General features: G+C 70.7%; 9 protein-coding genes and 3 pseudogenes. 4 read left to right on the top strand and 8 right to left on the bottom strand.

The window, feature by feature from the left end:
- Positions 1–6: 6 nt before the first annotated feature.
- On the bottom strand, positions 7–2,322 hold the full coding sequence (locus ElP_RS36855) for an exopolysaccharide transport family protein (RefSeq protein ID WP_145279857.1): 2,316 nt from the start codon (positions 2,320–2,322) through the stop codon (positions 7–9).
- 317 nt (positions 2,323–2,639) lie between these two features.
- Here ElP_RS36855 and ElP_RS36850 point away from each other — a divergent pair, with 317 nt between their 5' ends.
- Entirely contained in the window at positions 2,640–7,064 is a 4,425-nt protein-coding gene (locus ElP_RS36850) for a tetratricopeptide repeat protein (protein WP_145279855.1), read from the top strand.
- Positions 7,065–7,110: 46 nt separating this feature from the next.
- Here ElP_RS36850 and ElP_RS36845 read toward each other — a convergent pair.
- From ElP_RS36845 to ElP_RS41575, 4 genes and pseudogenes are all read right to left on the bottom strand, one after another.
- A pseudogene (locus ElP_RS36845) lies at positions 7,111–8,333 on the bottom strand (transposase).
- A 165-nt stretch (positions 8,334–8,498) separates the two neighbouring features.
- Positions 8,499–8,732: a hypothetical protein gene (locus ElP_RS36835; protein ID WP_145279850.1), complete on the bottom strand. Its 234-nt coding sequence runs from the start codon at positions 8,730–8,732 to the stop codon at positions 8,499–8,501.
- Positions 8,714–9,022: a hypothetical protein gene (locus tag ElP_RS36830; RefSeq protein ID WP_145279848.1), complete on the bottom strand. Its 309-nt coding sequence runs from the start codon at positions 9,020–9,022 to the stop codon at positions 8,714–8,716. Before ElP_RS36830 ends, ElP_RS36835 begins: the two co-directional genes overlap by 19 nt.
- 590 nt (positions 9,023–9,612) lie before the next feature.
- A pseudogene (locus ElP_RS41575) lies at positions 9,613–9,954 on the bottom strand (DUF4158 domain-containing protein); the annotation flags it as partial.
- 132 nt (positions 9,955–10,086) lie between these two features.
- On the opposite strand from ElP_RS41575, the pseudogene ElP_RS36815 reads away from it, so the two are divergent.
- Together ElP_RS36815 and ElP_RS36810 are read left to right on the top strand one after the other, a co-directional pair.
- A pseudogene (locus ElP_RS36815) lies at positions 10,087–10,827 on the top strand (recombinase family protein).
- A 1,570-nt stretch (positions 10,828–12,397) separates the two neighbouring features.
- Positions 12,398–12,667 carry a hypothetical protein gene (locus ElP_RS36810; protein ID WP_145279842.1) on the top strand — a complete coding sequence of 90 codons (270 nt, stop codon included), beginning with the start codon at positions 12,398–12,400 and terminating at the stop codon, positions 12,665–12,667.
- A gap of 43 nt (positions 12,668–12,710) precedes the next feature.
- On the opposite strand, the gene ElP_RS36805 is transcribed toward ElP_RS36810, so the two are convergent.
- Positions 12,711–13,472 carry an exosortase-associated EpsI family protein gene (locus ElP_RS36805; RefSeq protein WP_145279840.1) on the bottom strand — a complete coding sequence of 254 codons (762 nt, stop codon included), beginning with the start codon at positions 13,470–13,472 and terminating at the stop codon, positions 12,711–12,713.
- Between the two features lie 198 nt (positions 13,473–13,670).
- Complete coding sequence (locus tag ElP_RS36800; protein ID WP_197447229.1) at positions 13,671–14,405, bottom strand: sugar transferase; 735 nt, start codon at positions 14,403–14,405, stop codon at positions 13,671–13,673.
- A 1,076-nt stretch (positions 14,406–15,481) separates the two neighbouring features.
- On the opposite strand from ElP_RS36800, the gene ElP_RS41570 reads away from it, so the two are divergent.
- The gene (locus ElP_RS41570) at positions 15,482–15,688 is read left to right on the top strand and encodes a PEP-CTERM sorting domain-containing protein (protein WP_145279901.1); all 207 of its coding nucleotides are present in this window, start codon (positions 15,482–15,484) and stop codon (positions 15,686–15,688) included.
- A gap of 313 nt (positions 15,689–16,001) precedes the next feature.
- On the opposite strand, the gene ElP_RS36790 is transcribed toward ElP_RS41570, so the two are convergent.
- Positions 16,002–16,673, bottom strand: coding sequence for a choice-of-anchor R domain-containing protein (locus tag ElP_RS36790; RefSeq protein WP_145279838.1), 672 nt, complete (start codon positions 16,671–16,673; stop codon positions 16,002–16,004).
- Positions 16,674–17,061: the final 388 nt, after the last annotated feature.

The following is a 17,061-nucleotide window of genomic DNA, read 5'->3' as shown; positions in this document are numbered from 1 at the left end:
CGGCGATCAGCCGGCCGACGGGCCGCCGGCCGGGTCGGGCATGCGGTCGGTGCGGTAGGTGTAGGCGGCGTAGCCGCCGCCGAAGCGGCGATCGGACCCCCGGGCGCCATTGACCACCACGCCGAGCACCGGGATGCCGGCCCCGGTGAGCAGGCCGTTGGCCCGCTCGACGGCCGGGAACCGGCTCTGGTCGTGCCGGGTGGCGATCACGGCCCCGTCGGCCAGGCGGCCGAGGATCAGGGCGTCGGGCACGGGGAGCACCGGCGAGGTGTCGATGATCACCACGTCGAAGCTGCGGCGGAGCCGCTCCAGCATCGGGGCGAAGTTCTTGCCGCGGAGGATCCGGTTGGGGTTGGGCTCCGGGGAGCCGGCCGGCAGCAGTTGGCAGCCGCCGACCTGGCTGATCGGCACCAGGGCGTCCTCCAGCTGGGCGTCGCCCCGGAGCACGTCGCTGAGGCCGGGGCAGTCGGGGACCTCGAAGAGTCGGCCGAGGGTGGCCCGGCGGAGGTCGGCGTCGATCAGCACGGTGGAGGCCCCGGCCTCGGCGCACCGGACGGCCAGCTGGGCGGCCAGGGTGGTCTTCCCCTCGCCGCCGACGGCGCTGGTGATCAGCACGCAGCGGCCCCGGCCGTCGTGCCCGCCCTCCCCGCAGAGGGCCACCCGGAGGTGGTCCAGTTGCTGGACGAACTGCTCGAACTTCGGGTCGTGGCCCGGCCCCTCCAGTCGGTTGCGGTCGGCCGATCGGGCCGAGGGCAGGGGGGGGACGGCGAAGATCTCGGCCGAGAGCCGGCCGGTGAGGTCCTCGGCGCCGCTGACCCGGCCGGAACGCAGCTCGACCAGGGTGACCAGGCCGAGCACCAGGCCGAGCATCGCCAGCGGCGTGACGGCCAGGTACTTGTCCCGCTTGTTGGTCACCGGCGGGCCGCCCGGCTTGGCTTCGGAGATGACGATGATCGGTTCGCTGCCCCTCGACTCGTACTCCAGCATCTCGATCCGGCGGTTGACCTGGTCGAGCATGATCCGGCGCTGTCTCAGGTCGGTGGCGGCGAAGCTCACCTTCAGCTGCTCGATCCCCTCGGAGCGGGTGGACGGCTCGATCCGGTCGAGCCGCTGCTTCATCAGCTCCCGTTTCTGCTGCAGGGCGAGCAGCTGGGCCTCGGCCTTGCGGACGAGCTGGGTGGGGTTGGTCTCCTCGGCGGCCAGCTGGGCCCGCAGGGCCGGCTCGAGGTCGGCCCAGAGCTGGTTGTACCGCTCCAGCAGCCGCTGCTGCTGGACCTTCAGGCGGGAGACCGCCGGGTCGGCCGGGTTTCGGATGCGGCCCTGGGCCTCGTCGATCTGGACCTGGATGTCCTTGAGCCCCTCGCGGAGGGAGCGGACGTCGGGGTCGGAGAGGAAGACCTGCTCGATCCGGCGCTCGACCCAGATCCGGGGGTCGGTGCCGCCGGCCTCCCGGCGGACGGCCTCCAGCTCGGCCTTGGCCTCGATTTCCTCGTATTCCAGCTCCAGCAACGACTGGTGCAGCCGCTGATACTCGCTGAGCTCGACCTCCAGGTCCGGATTGCCGGAGATGCCGTCTCCCGAGGCGCCGGGGGAGAGCAGCTTGTCGAGGTTCCGCTGCATCATCTCCGGGTTCTCGGACTGCTGGACCAGCCGGAAGAGTCCCTGCTGGAGGCCCTCGATCTCGGCCTCCAGCTCCTCGCGGTAGCTCTCCAGCCGCACGATCGACCCGCGGTTGCGGGCATCCGCCCAGGTGGCGTCCTCCTTGAGGAAGGCGTCGACCACGGCGTTGACGATCGTGGCGGCCTCGTGCCGCAGGCGGGACTCGGCCGAGACCTCGATCAGGCTGCCGCCGGGCAGGGGGGAGACCTTGATCGCCTCCCGGATGTAGCCCACGGCGTCCTCGGACTGGATCACGGAGGGCAGTTTGGAGACGTCGGGGTCGCTGACGGCCGAGGTCAGGACGTTGGCGCTGGTGATCAGCTGGATCTGGGTCTGCAGGTCGCTGCGGACCGGCGGGCCGCCGTTGGTGACGTAGGGGTTGGCCGGGTCGGTCTCGATCCGCAGCATGCTGGAGGAGCGGTAGGTCGGCTCGTACCTCAGGTAGACCAGCGTCGCCAGGGCGGCCGTGCCGACGACCCACAGCGCCAGGGCCTGCCACCAGTGCCGGGCCAGCCCCCGGAGCACCAGCCGGGGGTTGATCGGCAGCCCTCCGCCGGGGGAGGAGGTGCGGGAGGCCGGGGGCGGGGGGACTCGGAGCGCCGGCGGCAACTCGGTCAGTCGGGCGAGTTCGTGGCCGGGGCGGGGCGAGTCGGCTGTGTCCATCGGGGTGTGCTACCAGGGCCGGGTCGATGGTGCGTGCCGGGGGGATCGGCAAGCTCGGCGAGGCGCAGGGGGGAACCCCCCGGCCCGCCTTCACTCTATCCCTCTGCTTCGGAGACGGTCAAATTCAAAATCCGTGACGTTGCCGGGCCGCGTCGCCCCGGGGCCCGGGGCGCGGTGCGGGCCCTCCCGGCGTTGACACGACGGGCCGAGGCGGCCGTATCATGGGGGGCAACTGCGCGATCGCGTGAGCGTCCCCGGCGGCGCACGCGCCCCCGCCCGCCTCTCCCCCATCGACCCTCGAACCCGGGCCCCCCTCCGTGGCAGAGCTACCGACCTCGACGACCTGGCGGTTCAACTGGCGGGCCGCCGCCGCCCTGGCGATCCTGGCCCTGGCCCTCGGCGGCTCGGCGCTGGCACTGCATCTGACCCAGCCCGGCCGGGTCGGCGCCGCGGCCCGGCGGCAGATCGAGCAGCTGGTCGAGGCCGGGCGTCCCGAGCTGGCCCTCCGTCACCTGGGCCGCTACCTGCAGCAGCAGCCCGACGACGCCGACATGCTCTTCCTGCAGGCCCGGCTGCTGGCCGAGCAGGCCGCCGACGTGCCGACCCTGGAGCGTGCCGGCCGCCTGCATGATCGCCTGATCCGCCAGTTCCCCGGGCACCCGGAGGTGGACGAGGTCCGCGCCCGGCTGGCCGAATTGTACATCCTGTTGAGCGACAGCTACCGCGAGAACTTCAACCTGCTGGGGGATCCCGAGCGGGCGGCCCTCGAATACCGCTATCGGGCCGCCGCCCAGATCGCCCGGGAGCTGATCGCCCGTCGGGCCGACGACCCCCAGGCTCATCGCCTGCTGGGACGGGCCCTGGAGGGGCTGGCCGTCCCCGGCGCGAAGGAGGAACTCGACGGGGCGATCACCTCCTACGAGCGCGCCCTGTCCCTGCTGGAGCGGCGGCTGCAACGCGACCCCGACGACGCGGAGGCGGCCGAGGCCGTCGACGAGGAAATCCAGCAGGCCGCCGAGGTCGCCTCCCGGCTGGCTCGATTGCACCGGGACCGGGCCGGCGACCCCGAGGCCGCCGAGGCGGTCCTGGACCGTTTGGTCTCGACCCGGCCCGAGGATCCCCGCCTCCGGCTGGCCCGATATGCCTACTATCGCGAACTCTACGACGAGGGGCGGGCCGCCGTCGAGCTGCAGCAGGCCCTGCAGCTCGCCCCCGAGGACCTGGCCGTCCGGCTGGCCGCCGCCCAGCACGCCCTGCACCGCGGCGACCCCGCCGCCGCCCGGGCCCACCTGGAGGCCGTCCCCGAGACGGGCGACGCCCGGGACGACGCGGTCCGACGCCTGGTCGGCGGCATGATCGACTTCGCCGAGGACCGCCGGATCCTCGCCATGGATCGATGGCGAGAGGCCCTGATCGACGTCCAGGGCTCCAACGAGGAGCTGGCCTGGTGGCTGGCCTACGTCCAGATCCGCCTGGGACGGGTCAAGGATGCCAGCTACCTGATCAGGCGGTACAAGGACCTCTCCGGGGGGGAACAGGAGCAGCCCCGGCTCCAACTGCTGCTGGCGCTGATGGATGAGCAGGTGGGCAACCACACGGCCGCCATCAACGTCCTGGAGAAACTCCGGCGCGACTCCCGGGTCGCCGGCCCGGTCCGGGACCAGGCCATCCTCGCCCTGGGCCGCTGCTATGAAGCCCTGGGGGACTTCGACGGCGCCGGCCGGGTCTTCGACCTGGCCGCCCAGGGCGACTCCCGGTCGATCACCCCGGTCGTCGCCAAGGCCCGGATGCTGCAGCGATCCGGCAAGTATGCCGAGGCCGCCCGGGAACTGGAGGGGGCCCTGGAGGGGAGGGGCATCGACGACCCCGAGCTCCGGATGATGCTGGCCGCCTCCCGGCTGGCCGAGCAGGCCGCGTTGCCGCCGGTCCGCCGCTCCTGGGGGGACTTCGAGCGGGCCGTCGAGGGGGCCGAGCGGTCCCTCCGGGTCGCCGCCCAGGCCGAGGGGATCGCCGACCCCCAGTCCGTCGACCTGGCCCTGGTCCTCGCCGAGCGGGACGCCCTGGAGGGCCGCCTCGACGAGGCCGACGCCCGGCTCCGGGAGGCCCTGGAACGCTCCCCCGCCAACCCCGGGCTCTGGGCGGCCCGGGCCGAGCTGATGCTCCGTTCCGGCCAGCCCGAGCAGGCCGTCCTCCTGGTCGAACGCGGCCTGGAGGCCGTCGGCGACGGCGCCCGGCTCCGCCTGGCCCTGGCCCGGGTCCTGCTCGAACTGGGCCGGGGTCGGGAGGCCCAGAGTCGGCTGCTCGAGGGGATCGACCGGCTGCAGCCCGACGAGCAGGCCCAGCTCTGGGAGGAGGTCGGCCGGCTCCGGCTGGCCCAGGCGGACCTCGACGGCGCCGACCTGGCCTTCCGGAACTGGGCGAAGCTTGAGCCGGACGCCCCCGGGCCGGTCATCGCCCGGATCGACGTCGCGCTGCAAGACGCCCGGATCGACGACGCGAACACGCTGCTCGCCAGCCTCTCCAAGGACCTCCCCTACCGGCTGGCCCATGCCGCGATTTTGCTCCGGGAGGCCGAACGGCTGGACCCGGAGGCCCCCGTCGGCGACGGCGACCGGGGGCGGGACAAATCCCGGCTCTCGAAGCTGGAAGAGGCCCGGGAAATCGTCGACGGCGAGGACGGCGTGCTGACCGACGCCCGGGAGCTGGCCGCCGCCCACCTGCTGCTCGGCCGGATCCGGGAGGCCCAGGGCGAGCCCGAGGAGGCGGTCGCCTCCTATCAAGATGCCTGGGAGCGGGGGGATGAGCAGGCCCTCACCCCCCTGACCGACCTGCTGGCCCGGCTCGGGCGCTTCGAGGAGCTGGAGCGGCTGGCCCGGGAGTCGGAGTCCGACCCCCGGATCGGCCGGCTCTCGGCCCAGGCCCTGCTGGGGGCCGGCGAGCTCTCCCGGGCCTCCCGGCTGCTGGGGGACGCCGGCGACGACCCCGACGCCCCGGCCGCCCTGATCGCCTGGCGGGCCCGGATGCTCTCGATGGCCGGCCGCCAGGACGAGCTGGAGGGCCTGCTCCGCCGCCAGGCCGAGCGGGCCGACGCCGACGAGGCCGCCCCCTGGATCGACCTGATCGCCGCCCAGGCCCGCATGGGCCGCGATCGGGCCTCCCTGGAGGTGACCATCCGACGCGCCCTGGAACGGGCCTCCGACGTCCCTGCCGCCCCCCTGGAGGCCCGGCTCCGCCTCGCCTCCGGCGACCCCGAGGGGGCCGACGCCGTCCTGAAGGAGGCCCTGGAAGGGCCGATCGCCGACCCGAAGCTGCTGGTCGACGCCGCCTCGTACTACAACGAGACCGGCCGGCCCGGGCTGTCCGAGCCGCTGCTGGAGCGGCTCACGGCCGTCGAGTCCATCTCCGACGCCGCCGCCCTGGATCTGGCCATGATGCTCGCCTCCCGGGCCGCCGGCGACCCGGAGGCCTGGGGGCGCGCCCTGGAACTAGTCGGTGACGAGGGGGGCGAGCCGGGCCGTCGCCTGGCCCGCGCCGTCGTCCTCTCCCGGGCCCCGGACCCGGCCCGACGGGCCGAGGCGGTCACCGCGTTCGAGGGGCTGATGGCCGACCTCCCGCTGACGGACCGCGTGGCGGTCCAGGCCCGGTCGCAGCTGGCCGCGCTGCTCATCGCCCTCGGCCAGCCCGGCCGGGCCGCCCAGGTCACGGCCGTCTCGGCGATCCAACCCTCCCCCTCCCCCGAGGCGGTCGCCTTGCACGCCCGGGCCCTGCTGTTCGCCGATCGGCTGGGAGAGGCCGAGGAGCAGCTCGATCGCCTGGAGTTGCTCCGCCCCGGCGACCCCGAGGTTGCCGAGCTGAGGGCCACCCGCCTGCTGGTCGCCGGCGACGGCGACCCGAGTGGCCTGGAGCGGGCCGTCGACGAGCGGCTGGGAAACCCCGGCGGCGACCTGCTCGCGCGGGCCGCCGTCCTCAAGCTGATCGCCCTCAGGAACGCCGAGGCGATCGAGGCCGCCGCCCGGATCGCCGAGCGACTGGGGCAGATCTCTCCCGGGCGCCTCTGGGCCCTCGGCTATGCCCGGGCCGCCCAGGGTCGCCATGACGACGCCCTGGATCGCTGCGCCGAGGCGCTGGCGGCGATCGACCTGACCGACCCGGTCGACCGCATCGGCCTGGTCGACGCGATCCTGGGGGCCGTCCAGGCGGCACCGGTCGACGCTCGGGCCGGAGCCGTCTCCCGGGCCCGGCCGATCGTCGACGAGCTGCTCCGCCGCCGGCCCGACGACCCCGACCTGCTACTCCCCTCGGCCATCCTGCATCACCAGGTCGGCGCGTACCAGGCCGAGGCCGAGATTTACCGCCGGGTCCTCGATCGCCGTCCCGGCGACCAGCAGGCGCTCTACAACCTCGCCTTGGTCCTCTCCGAGGGGCTCGACCGGCCCGAGGAAGGCCTGGAGCAGCTCGATCGCCTGGAGGCCGCGATCGGGCCGGCCCCCAAGATCCTCGGCGCCCGGGGGGTGATCCTCACCCGGCTCGGGCGGTTCGATCAGGCGATCCGGGCACTGGAGCGCTGCGTCGAGCTGGAGCCGACGGCCGACCGCCACTACTTCCTGGCCCGGGCCTACCGGAAGGCCGGTCTCGACGATCGCTTCCGGGAGCAGCTCGACCGGGCCCGTCGCACCGGACTCGACCCGGACCTTTTCGACCGGTGGCAGCGGGACGAGGTCCGGGCGCTGCTGGCCCTCTGAAGGGTACCGCCCAGATTGCTGCGAAAATATGCTCTAAGGACGCCCGTCAGCGGACCTGGGCGCGGTCCAGGACGTACTGCCCGTACAGGATCACGTTGTCCCACTCGATGGGGCTGACGTGCTCCAACAGCGCGATGTCGAGCTTGTCCTTGTCGTCCTCGGGCTGGCACCAGCGCACGACCCGCGAGATCTCCTTGGCCTGCCAGTAGATCACGCACGCCAGGATCAGCGTCAGGCAGCTGCACGAGTTCATCTGCTCGTGTAGCTCCCGGGCGTTGATCCGGCCCCGCCGGCCGTAATAGACGTCCCGGGCCAGGGCGTGCAGCTGCTCGACCTTCAGCAGGCCCCGCCGGATCCGCGACCGCAGCTGCGGCTCGCACAGGTAGCTCAGCAGGAACTCGGTCTTGAAGATCCGGCCCAGGTCGCGATTGGCCCGGTAGAAGCGGTTCTTGGCCGTGCACGAGGCCAGGCGCTTCAGCGCCACCGAGGCGGTCGTGTGGCCGCGCTCCAGCGACGCGTAGAACTGGCCCATCCGGTCCCACTGCTCGACGATGACCTGCGGGTCGATCGTGCGATCGGCGCGGCTCACCAGGCCGGCCAGCGGCCCGTAGTCGCGCCCGGCGTCGAGGCGGTAGAGGCGTTGCTTCCGGAGGCCGCGGATGCGCGGGCAGAACCGGCGGCCCAGCATGGCGAACGCCGCGAAGTTGATCTCCGTGTAGCCGTGCGTGTCGGTGTAGTGCTCCTCCAGCTCCAGGTCGCTCTCGTTGTAGCAGAGCCCGTCGAGCACGAAGGCCGAGTCCCGGTCGGTGCATTCGATGGGCAGGCTGTAGAACGGCGCGTAGTTGTCGGCGACGAAGGAGTAGAACTCCAAGGCGAAGTCGCTGAACCGGGTGCTGTAGGTCTGCTGCAGGACCTTGCGGGGCAGGGCGAACCGCTGCCCGTCGCTGGCCGAGGTCCGGCCGTCGCCCCAGTGCAGCGTGGCGTCGAGGCGGGAGATGGCGTGCACCAGGGCCGCGAGGGCGGCACGCTGCGCCTCCTCGGTCATCTGCCAATCGCTGACCCGCTTGAGCTGCTTGTAGGTGACGCCCTGGTGATCCGGGCCATCGTGTGCAGGCCGAGGTTGCAGCCGTGCGCCAGCACGACGGCCAGGAGCGTGCACACGTCCTCCGCGTCACGCCCCCCGCGCTGGGCCGGCGGCAGGAAGTGGTCGGTGAACCGCAGGTCGTTGTCGACCTCGATGAGCAGGTCGGGCAGGCGCACCGTCCGCATGTGCTCGGACAGCCACCGGCGGAGCTCTCCCAGCCGCCCCTGGCCTCGGCGTCCGGGGCCTCGTGGCGTCGGTGGAGAGATGCCAGCCGTCCTCATCCGCCGTGGCGTAGCTGTTCGCGGGCGCCGTCGCGAGGAACAGGTCGTAGGCCGCGTCGAGGCGCTTCGTCAGGTGACCGGGGACATCCCCGGGGTCGGCGGGCAGCCGGACCGCCGGAAGAAGGGCTGCCGCAGCGGCTCCCAGCGCTCCCCGGGCAGGAAGTAGTCCTCGAACCGGCCGAACCGCTTGCCGTGCTTGACCGAGAGGTTGCCCGATCGCAAGTCGTCCTTGAGCTTCAGCAGCAAGGCGCACTCCCAGGCCTTGCGGTCCGGCTTGCCGTCGGTCACGACCAGGGGCAGCAACCGCCTCGGGATGAAGTCCGTGGGGCGTCGTCGGGGAGCTTGCGCCGGGAATCCGCGTTCATCTCCTTGAGGACCCGGAGGGCCTCCAGGCAGGGGACATCGCCGGCGCCGGCGTCGGGGAAGAACTCCAGGGTGCGGAGCAGGATCGGCGCGTACTGCCGCAGGTGGGCGAACCGCCGGACGAGGCCGTGGAACACGTCGCTCCGGGCACCGGTGACCCACTCGTCCAGTCCCGCCACCTGGGCCGCGAGTTCCTCGCGGGGCACGACGGCGAACAGCCGCGACCGCAATGCGGCGTCGCCGATGGTGTCGTCGAGGAGGATCGTCCCCAGGGACCGCAGCGCGGCCAGGCCGTCTTGATCGTCTGGCGCTGGCGACGCATCTGGTCGCTCGGTTCGTGCTCGGCCCGGGTCTGGGTCGGGTGAGGAGCTTGTCGAACATGTCCACCGCCGAATCGATGGCGTCGCGGTAGCTCTGCCGCAGGAAGCAGACCAGAGCCGCGCGGCGACGGGGCGGCACCGCCTCCCGCAGCCGGTCCGCCGAGCACTTGCGGACGTAGTGGTACAGGGCGCGTTGGTAGTTGGCGTTGAGCCAGGACAGGTCGACGGCCAGGACGCCCATCGCCTCGATCGCGGCCAGCTTGTCGGCCAGGCCTGCATGGCGCCGGCCGAGGGCCTGGCCGGGTTGGCCTTGAGGCCTGGAGCCGGGAGGTGGCCTCGCCCTCCTTCACCTCCAGCAAGCCGTCGAGAGCCCGGGCCACGCCGGGGGAAAGGCCACCGGCCAGCCTGGAGACGATGTGCTCGCGGGCCTGCTTCCTCTGCTCGCCGACCAGGCGCAGCAGGGCCGACTCGGCGGGGAGCAGCACGCGTCGCTCCTTGAGGAATTCGCGGGCCCGGGCCAGCAGCGCGGCCGTCTGCTCCAGGCGGCAGGATTCCTCGAAGACGAAGCGTGCCAGGGCCGCGGCCTGGTCGGCGTCGAAGACGGCGAGCCTCAGGTGGTCTCGGATGCTTGCCTGATGGTCCGAGACCGTATGCTGCCGGGCGGCGTACCCCTCGAACCGGGTCGCGTCGATGCCCAGTTGCAGGGCGACGAAACCCAGGAGTTCGTCGCAGATCTCCAGGGGTTGCTGGGCTGGGAAGCGGCCGAAGAGCCGGACGAAGCCGAGCTGATAGGCGAACCCGAGGCGGTTGTGTTCGCGACGGCACCGGGCGACCTCGGCCAGTCGGCATCGGTCAGGGTCGCATCGCGCACCATCTGCGCCCGCGCGAACGAGAGCGTCGCCATGGGCGGCCCGCGTGGTCTAGAAAACGGGCGTCTTGTTGGCCATAGTTGACCATAGAACGAGCAGGGATTTATGGTCCGTGTTCGCGAAATAAAATCGCCATTCGGCCTTTTCGTAGCCCTTGCCATGAAAACCGTCGCCTACCTGCGCGTCTCGACCGGCTCCCAGGACCTGGCCAACCAGAAGCTGGCCATCCTCGACCACGCGCGGCAGAAGCGGTTCGCCGTCGATCGCTTCGTCGAGGCGCAGGCCTCCTCACGGAAGGGCCGACCAGAGGCGGATCGAGGAGTTGCTGGGGGCGCTGGAGGCGGGTGACCGCCTGGTCGTCAGCGAGCTGTCCCGCCTGGGTCGCAGCCTGGGCCAGGTATCCAGCTCGTCGACGAGCTGGTCAAGCGGAGGGTCCGCTTCACGGCGATCAAGGAAGGGATCCGCTTCGAAGGGAAGCAGGACCTTCAGACCAAGGTGATGATCGCCCTGTTCGGGCTGTTCGCCGAGGTGGAGCGGGACCTGATCTCGGAGCGGACCAAGAAGGGCTGGCGGCCGCCCGGGCCCGGGCCGCTTGCTCGGTCGCCCAAGGGCTCGCTGGGCCGGTCAAAGCTCGACGGCAAGGAAGAGGAGATCCGGAAGCTGCTGGAGAAGGCGGTCTCCAAGCGGTCGCTCGCGAAGATGCTGGATGTGTCGACGACCAACCTCCGGCACTTCATCCGGGCCCGAGGACTCGCCCCGGAGACTCCGAAAGGGCCACGAAGAGGCAGGCTCGCGGTCGGCGACCTTAGAGCATATTTTCGCAGCAATCTGGGCGGTACCTTCTGATCCGGAAGGGCCCGGATCCGCCACTCCAGACGGGATGCGGCCCGGCCATCCTGAGCCCGGGGGCTCCGCACGCGTGCGGCCCATCTCCCGGTGCCCGGCGGACAAGGGGGCGCAACGATCTGCAGGCGAGGTCGAGCCGGAACGAGGAAGGAGAGAAGCCTGATCGCCTGGCGTCACCCGGGGCTGTCCGGCCCGGATTGGGGCGATCTCGATCGTGCATGACCCCGGACGACGCCCCCGGCGTCCCCCCTTGCCCTGGATATGTCCCTTCGAGTCGGCTTCGATCGATCGCTCGATCGAGCCGGGCCGCGGTGCGAGCCTGACGACGGCAGGGGAGCGAAACGAGCCGCCACGGCCTTGGGCCGTGGCGGCTCGGGAAGCGATGCGCGTCGCGCCCGGGGCGCGACGTGTCGTCGTGCGTCGCGATCGGATTAGTTCGACTGCCGTCGACGCCGGATGACCCGGGTCGCGAACGCAGGGCGACGATCCCCAGGCCGGCCATCGCCAGGGGGCCGGTTCGGGGATGACCGCCGCCGAGAACGTGGCGCCGGTGTTGGCGGTGAAGTCCTGGAACGCGCTCCCGAGATCATCAGTCCGGGGTGGCGGAAAGGGTCAGCGAGAAGCCCTCATGATCAGCGGCTTGAAGATGTCGGAGGTGAACGTGACGCCCAGAACTGGATGCTGGCCTGGTGTCCATTGCCCGGGTGCTGGTCTGGAGCAGCGTGCCGCCCGTGAAGGTGCCGCTCAGCAGGTTCGTCGTGCCGTCCGAGCGATGATCGAGAAGTCCCCGCTGAAGCCGGACTGGGGTAAGGACGCTGAGACCGCCGCCGATCGGGGTCGCCGTGGCTGCCTGGTTCGAGACCGCGTCCAGCTGGAAGCGGGCACTGCGTAGTCTTCATCCTCTCCCGGAGGAGGAAGGACGGCGTATTGACGTCGAAATTCGAGAGGACACCCAGCAGGGGATTGCCCAAGTCTGCCACCGAGATCGTCACCGGGGCACCCATGGCGCCGGTCCTCGTGTACGTGAACGAGGTGCCGTTGGCCGACTGATTGGCCGAGGCGAGCGGGGAGGTTTGCGAGAGCTGGGCCTGGGCATCGGCCGAGAACAGGGCCGTTGTCGCCAGGGCTGCCAGCACGAAAAGCCGATTTATCATAGTCTGGTCGACCTCGAAGGAGGGAACATATCAACCGATCGAGGCAAAGTGCCGCCCGACGCCCGCCTCGGGCATCGTCCCATCGGCCCCGCCTGAACTGAGGATCGATCTTGTCGGGTCCGGCCCGGAAGATCAACCGGTTGTCTGGGCCTCGATGTCGCAGAACCGAGGCCGTGGCAGGCCGCTCTCACCCATGTGGCTATGTTGAGTAGAAGCGCCGCCAAAACTTGCGTGGACCGGCCGGGATGGACCTGGCAAAACGGCCCGCATGACGTAGAATCCCCGAGGGGACGCAAATCATTGCAGGTCGGACGATCTGGGAGGTGTTGCGGAAACGCAACACGGGACGACGCATGTCCTAGGCTCGAATCGGGATCGGTGGCGATCCCGCGACCAGAGCGTAAGGAGTCGGACCCATGGACGTAGTCGAGGAGTGCCGGATCGGGGAGCGAGGGGGCGACCCGCTGCGTCGGGTGGCACTGGGGGCGCTGGCCCTTTACCTGACGCCGGCCCTGCTGATCGTGCTGCTGATCGGGGCGTTGGGGATGGCGTGCTGTGCCGCGGCCCGGCTGCTCGGCGGCGATCGACGCGGGCCCATCGGGCCGTCGCGACGCGACGCGACGGCGCGGGGCATCCCCGCGCCGCACGTCATCGAGGCGTGCCGGAGCCGCTCGTCGCGTCATTGAGCCTGCCCTGGTCGGTCGCATGAGACCCTCGACATCCCGCCGATCAGTCTTCAGCCGGTACCCCGGCGCCGGCCGTCGTCTCCACCTGGCTGGCGGCGTACCGCCGCTCGACCTCCGGGACGAGGTCCTGGAGGAATCCCTCGATCGGGCTGCCATCACCCCGGGCCTCGCCGGGGACGACGGGCCGCTCGACCTGGATCTTGAACATCGCCGGCCGGTGCCGGAAGAGGTTCTGGGACTGGTCGGGAGACCACGTGCCGTCGTGCCAGTAGGAATAGTAGACCTCTCTCAGCTCCTCGACCCCGCCACCGGGCTTGCCATAGACCAGGGCACTGAAGCCGACCTTCCGATCCCCGTCGGGCGAAGAGCCGCCCACGTCGACCTGCCTCCGCCAGGGTCCGCCGCGCGACTGGAAACCGTTGGCCGGGAAGCAGACGATCGGCGAGTGCGGGAACACGCGATCGGCCGGGCCGAAGGCCACCAGCACGGTGAGGGCGACCCCGGTGCGGTTGTCGATGTAATTGCGGAGCACGTAGTCGGCGCAACCGGCGATCTGGAGGGTCTCCTCCTCCAGGATTTGGTCCTCCCCGATCTGTTCCCAGTGCTCCCCCAGTCGCGGGGGAAGGTCAGCCATCCGGAATGGGGCGACCTCGGCCGATCGGGCGGCGTCGGCGAACGCCGACTCCTGGTTGACGCGGATGGCGCCGGAGGCGGCGACGATCGCGCAGGCCAGGATCATCCAAGGCCAGGGGGAGGGGCCGAGCCGTCGGTCCGGCTCGGCCGAGGTCGCGGCGGGGGCAATCATCGGGGTGGCATCTCGAGGCTCGGACACGTGCGTTCTCCGATCGAAGCCCCGACGGGTGAAGAGGCCGAGGATGCCGCCCGGATGGGGGGCATGGGGCCGACGTCCGCCCGGGGCGTGAGCAGCTCAGCAGGGGCAGCGGCCGGGGGCGGGGGCGGGATCGGCACGACCCAGGCGAGGTCGGCCGCGATCCGACCCGAGTCAGCAGGCCCCGCGACCGGTGAGGACAGCCGGGATCGTCCGGAGCAGGATCTTCAGATCAAGGGCCAGCGACCAGCGGGCGATGTAGTCGAGGTCCTGGCGGACCATGCCGTCGGTGCCGTCGCTCCGACCGCCGACCTGCCACGGGCCGGTGATGCCCGGGGGCACGCTCAGGCGTCGGGCGAAGGACTCGGGGTCCAAGGCCTCCAGCCGGTAGGAGTCCCGCAGCTGCAGCGGCCGGGGGCCGACCAGGCTCATATCGCCCCGGAGCACGTTGATCAGCTGGGGCAGCTCGTCCAGGCTGGTCCGCCTCAGGAACCGGCCCAGGGGCGTGACCCTCGGGTCGCATCGGATCTTGAACAGGACGCCCCCGGAGGCCTCATTGTGCGATTCCAGCTCGGCAAGCCGGCGCTCGGCGTCGGCCACCATCGTCCGGAATTTCAGCACGTAGAAGGGCCGTCCGCCCCGACCCAGCCGCAACTGCCGGAACAGCACCGGGCCCGGGGAACTGAGCCGGACGACCAGGGCGACCGCCAGCAGCACGGGCGCCAGCAGCACCAGCCCAACGCCGGCCCCAGCCAGGTCGACGGCCCGCTTGAAGGCCGACGCGACCGTCGTGGGCGCCACGGCGAGCGTCGGGCCCGGCAGCGGCAACGCTTGGCCCGCGGACGTGCCCCCCACGATCCGGGCGATCCGCTCGGATATAAGCATGGATTGGGGCGTCGTGGTGCTCATCGGGCGGTGTCTCCGGTGCGGTGTCCAGGGTGTGGTGCGGTGCTCGGTGGGGGCCTCAGCCGGCCGCGGTCGCGTCTCGGGGGGCCGGCGTCGCTCCTACCGGAGGGACGCATCGGGCGATGGGGAGAGGGGGGGAGGTTCGGATTCGCCCTGGGTTTGCTCGGATGCACAATCATGAGCTGAAATTTTCGATCGGTCGCCTCGTCGACGGTCGTGACGGCAGCATAGCAGGGGCCCCGAGCATCGTCAATTAGCGGCGCGATCCGTGCCCCTCGTGTGGCCCCAGGGCAACGCAAAACCGTGTGTGGCCCCAGGACAACGAAATACCGTGTTGCCCAAAATCAACATGGTCGCTCTCTGGTGAGCCGAGTGGCCCCGGGTCGCCGAGATCCCCCTGGAGTCCCTGCAGCGAGCGTGCCACAAGGCCTCGGAACGGCTCCCTCTCGTTCATTAGGGGCCGCGGGTGATTTCGTGACGGAACTGGGCGTCCTTGTGGCCGGTCGACGACCACGCTGAAGGCCTGGCCGCCATCGGCCGGGGAAACCCGGGGAAGCCGAGCCACGATTGGACGCGACTCGCCCGGCCTCGGTCAAACGTAGATTGGATGAAATCCTCGGTCGTTCATATTTCTCAACGCCGAATCCTGGGCCTCCGGTCGCCCCGAGGGACGGCCGAGGACGCCGAGATCGACGGCAGTCAGGCCCAGAAACCGGGCAGCGTAGCCCCACGCGATGCCCGAAGGATGGTCGCCGATTGGGGCTTCCTACCACCGTTGCGAGGCATCCCGCCGGCCCGCCCAAGCGGACCGCGAGGTCGAGCGGTCGGGGCGAACCCCCGGGACGACCAACGAGGGACGGCCTGGGAGCACCGGCTGTCCCGGAACCCCGAGATCGAGGCGCCGGTGGCCGACCTCGTACCTGCCCCGCGGATCGGACCTCGTCCACCGGACCGGTCCTTCGGCCGGGGCGTGCGTATTTGGCGGGCAACGGACCGCGAGGCCGGTATTGAGCATCCACATACACTTCTCAACATAATTTTGACTGATATATTTTTATTATTTTTGTGAAATGTGATCAATCGTCCGGAGAGGCGAATTTCCTGGTTCTGGGTCCAAGCCAACGCCGACCCCCAGCGGAGCGAGGCTGACCTATACCTCTGAGACCCTGGCCGCCGTCCCCGAGCCCTCCACCCTGGCCGGCGGCATCCTCGGCGCCCTCCTGGCCGGCGGCGCGTGGCTGAGGCGGCGGGGCCGGCACGGCGGCCATCGGCCGACACGATTCTGAGCCGGGAGCAGTCGCGGGGAACGCTCAGCCGGAAGGGGTTCCCGGTGGCGGCATGGGGCCGCCGCCACCGGGCAACTTAACACATCATTCCGATGTTAAGTTGTCCGATTTCCGGCTCGGTTTCTTGGTCGGTAAATGGCACCGAGCCCGGCCCTTCGACCGGCACAGGCCCGGCGGGCGGGTGGGTCATGAGGCCGGCGGGCGAGTCGATGTTCCCTCGGGGCAACAGGGCCGATCAGGCCGGCCGGCGCGCATGAGAAAGCCCCCGGCTCATGACCGGGGGCCGGTACCTCCTCCGCTCGAATCGGTCGCTTCAGGCCCGGCGGCGGCGCCGGCATCCGTAGCCCAGCAAACCGACGCCTCCCATCGCGGCCAGGGCCAGCGTCGAGGGCTCGGGGATGACCGTCGCGATCGTCCCGTTAATCGTGAACGAGTTCACGGTGGTCGAGGGACCCCAGGTCACCCCACCGTCGGACGTGAAGCGGTTCCCGCTGAGCGTCGCGACGCCCGTCGGAGTGACCGGAGGGTTGGATGCGAGCCAGTTCAGGCCCGATGTGTCGAAGTCGGCCGCGGAACTCAGAGCCAGCCAGTATTCCTGGCCGGCCAGCAGGGTAAACGGGCTGGTCGGCGTGAACGTGAAATCGTTGATGCCGCCCACGAGCGTCGGGGTGGAGAAGGTGGCCAGCACGGTGGAGCCCGGAATGTCGGGGTCGCCCGAGTCGTTGAGCAGCTGGAGGATCGGCGTCGTCAGTGGCCGGTCGAAGGTATCGAGCCGCAGGCGGAGCACCGCCGAATCCATCGTATACGCCTGGTCAGACAAGGTGAAGGCTAGGGCTTTGATCCGTAGCGGGCCTAGGGTCGCCGAGGCGAGGCCGTCGTTCGTCTGGGGGAGCGTGCTGAGGATCACATCCCCGCGGGCCGACGCTGCACTCAAGGCCAGCCATCCCAAAAGCAAGGCTAAGTGGCCGCAATGTCTCGTCTTCATTGATCATCCTCCTGAGGTCGTCCCGGCCGGTCGGGGAGACCCGGAGGCCGCCCTCACGCCGCGTCTCAGATTATTCTGCCGCTAAGGATCGGACTGCAATGGGTAGACGCCGACCGCTGGGAGGCCGGGCACATGCGCCGGGCGCAGTTCACCGGCGGGCCTGATAATTTATAATATAATATTTATATATTAATTAAAATGAATATATTGGTTGTCGGGCCGGTCACGGTGCCATTTACCGTCCAAGAAAGCGGGCAAGTTAACACATTCCGAGGTCGCATCCCGCATCGTTGCGACCTAACGTGCATTATCAGACCCGGTCGCGTCCCCGAAGGGAGTCGGTGCCCGAGGAGCGGTCTCCCGCGGCGGGGGCGGGTCTCGGCCGAGC

Origin of the sequence: Tautonia plasticadhaerens (assembly GCF_007752535.1) — a bacterium.
GTDB lineage: Bacteria > Planctomycetota > Planctomycetia > Isosphaerales > Isosphaeraceae > Tautonia > Tautonia plasticadhaerens.
This window is presented reverse-complemented; position numbering and strand designations above follow the sequence as displayed.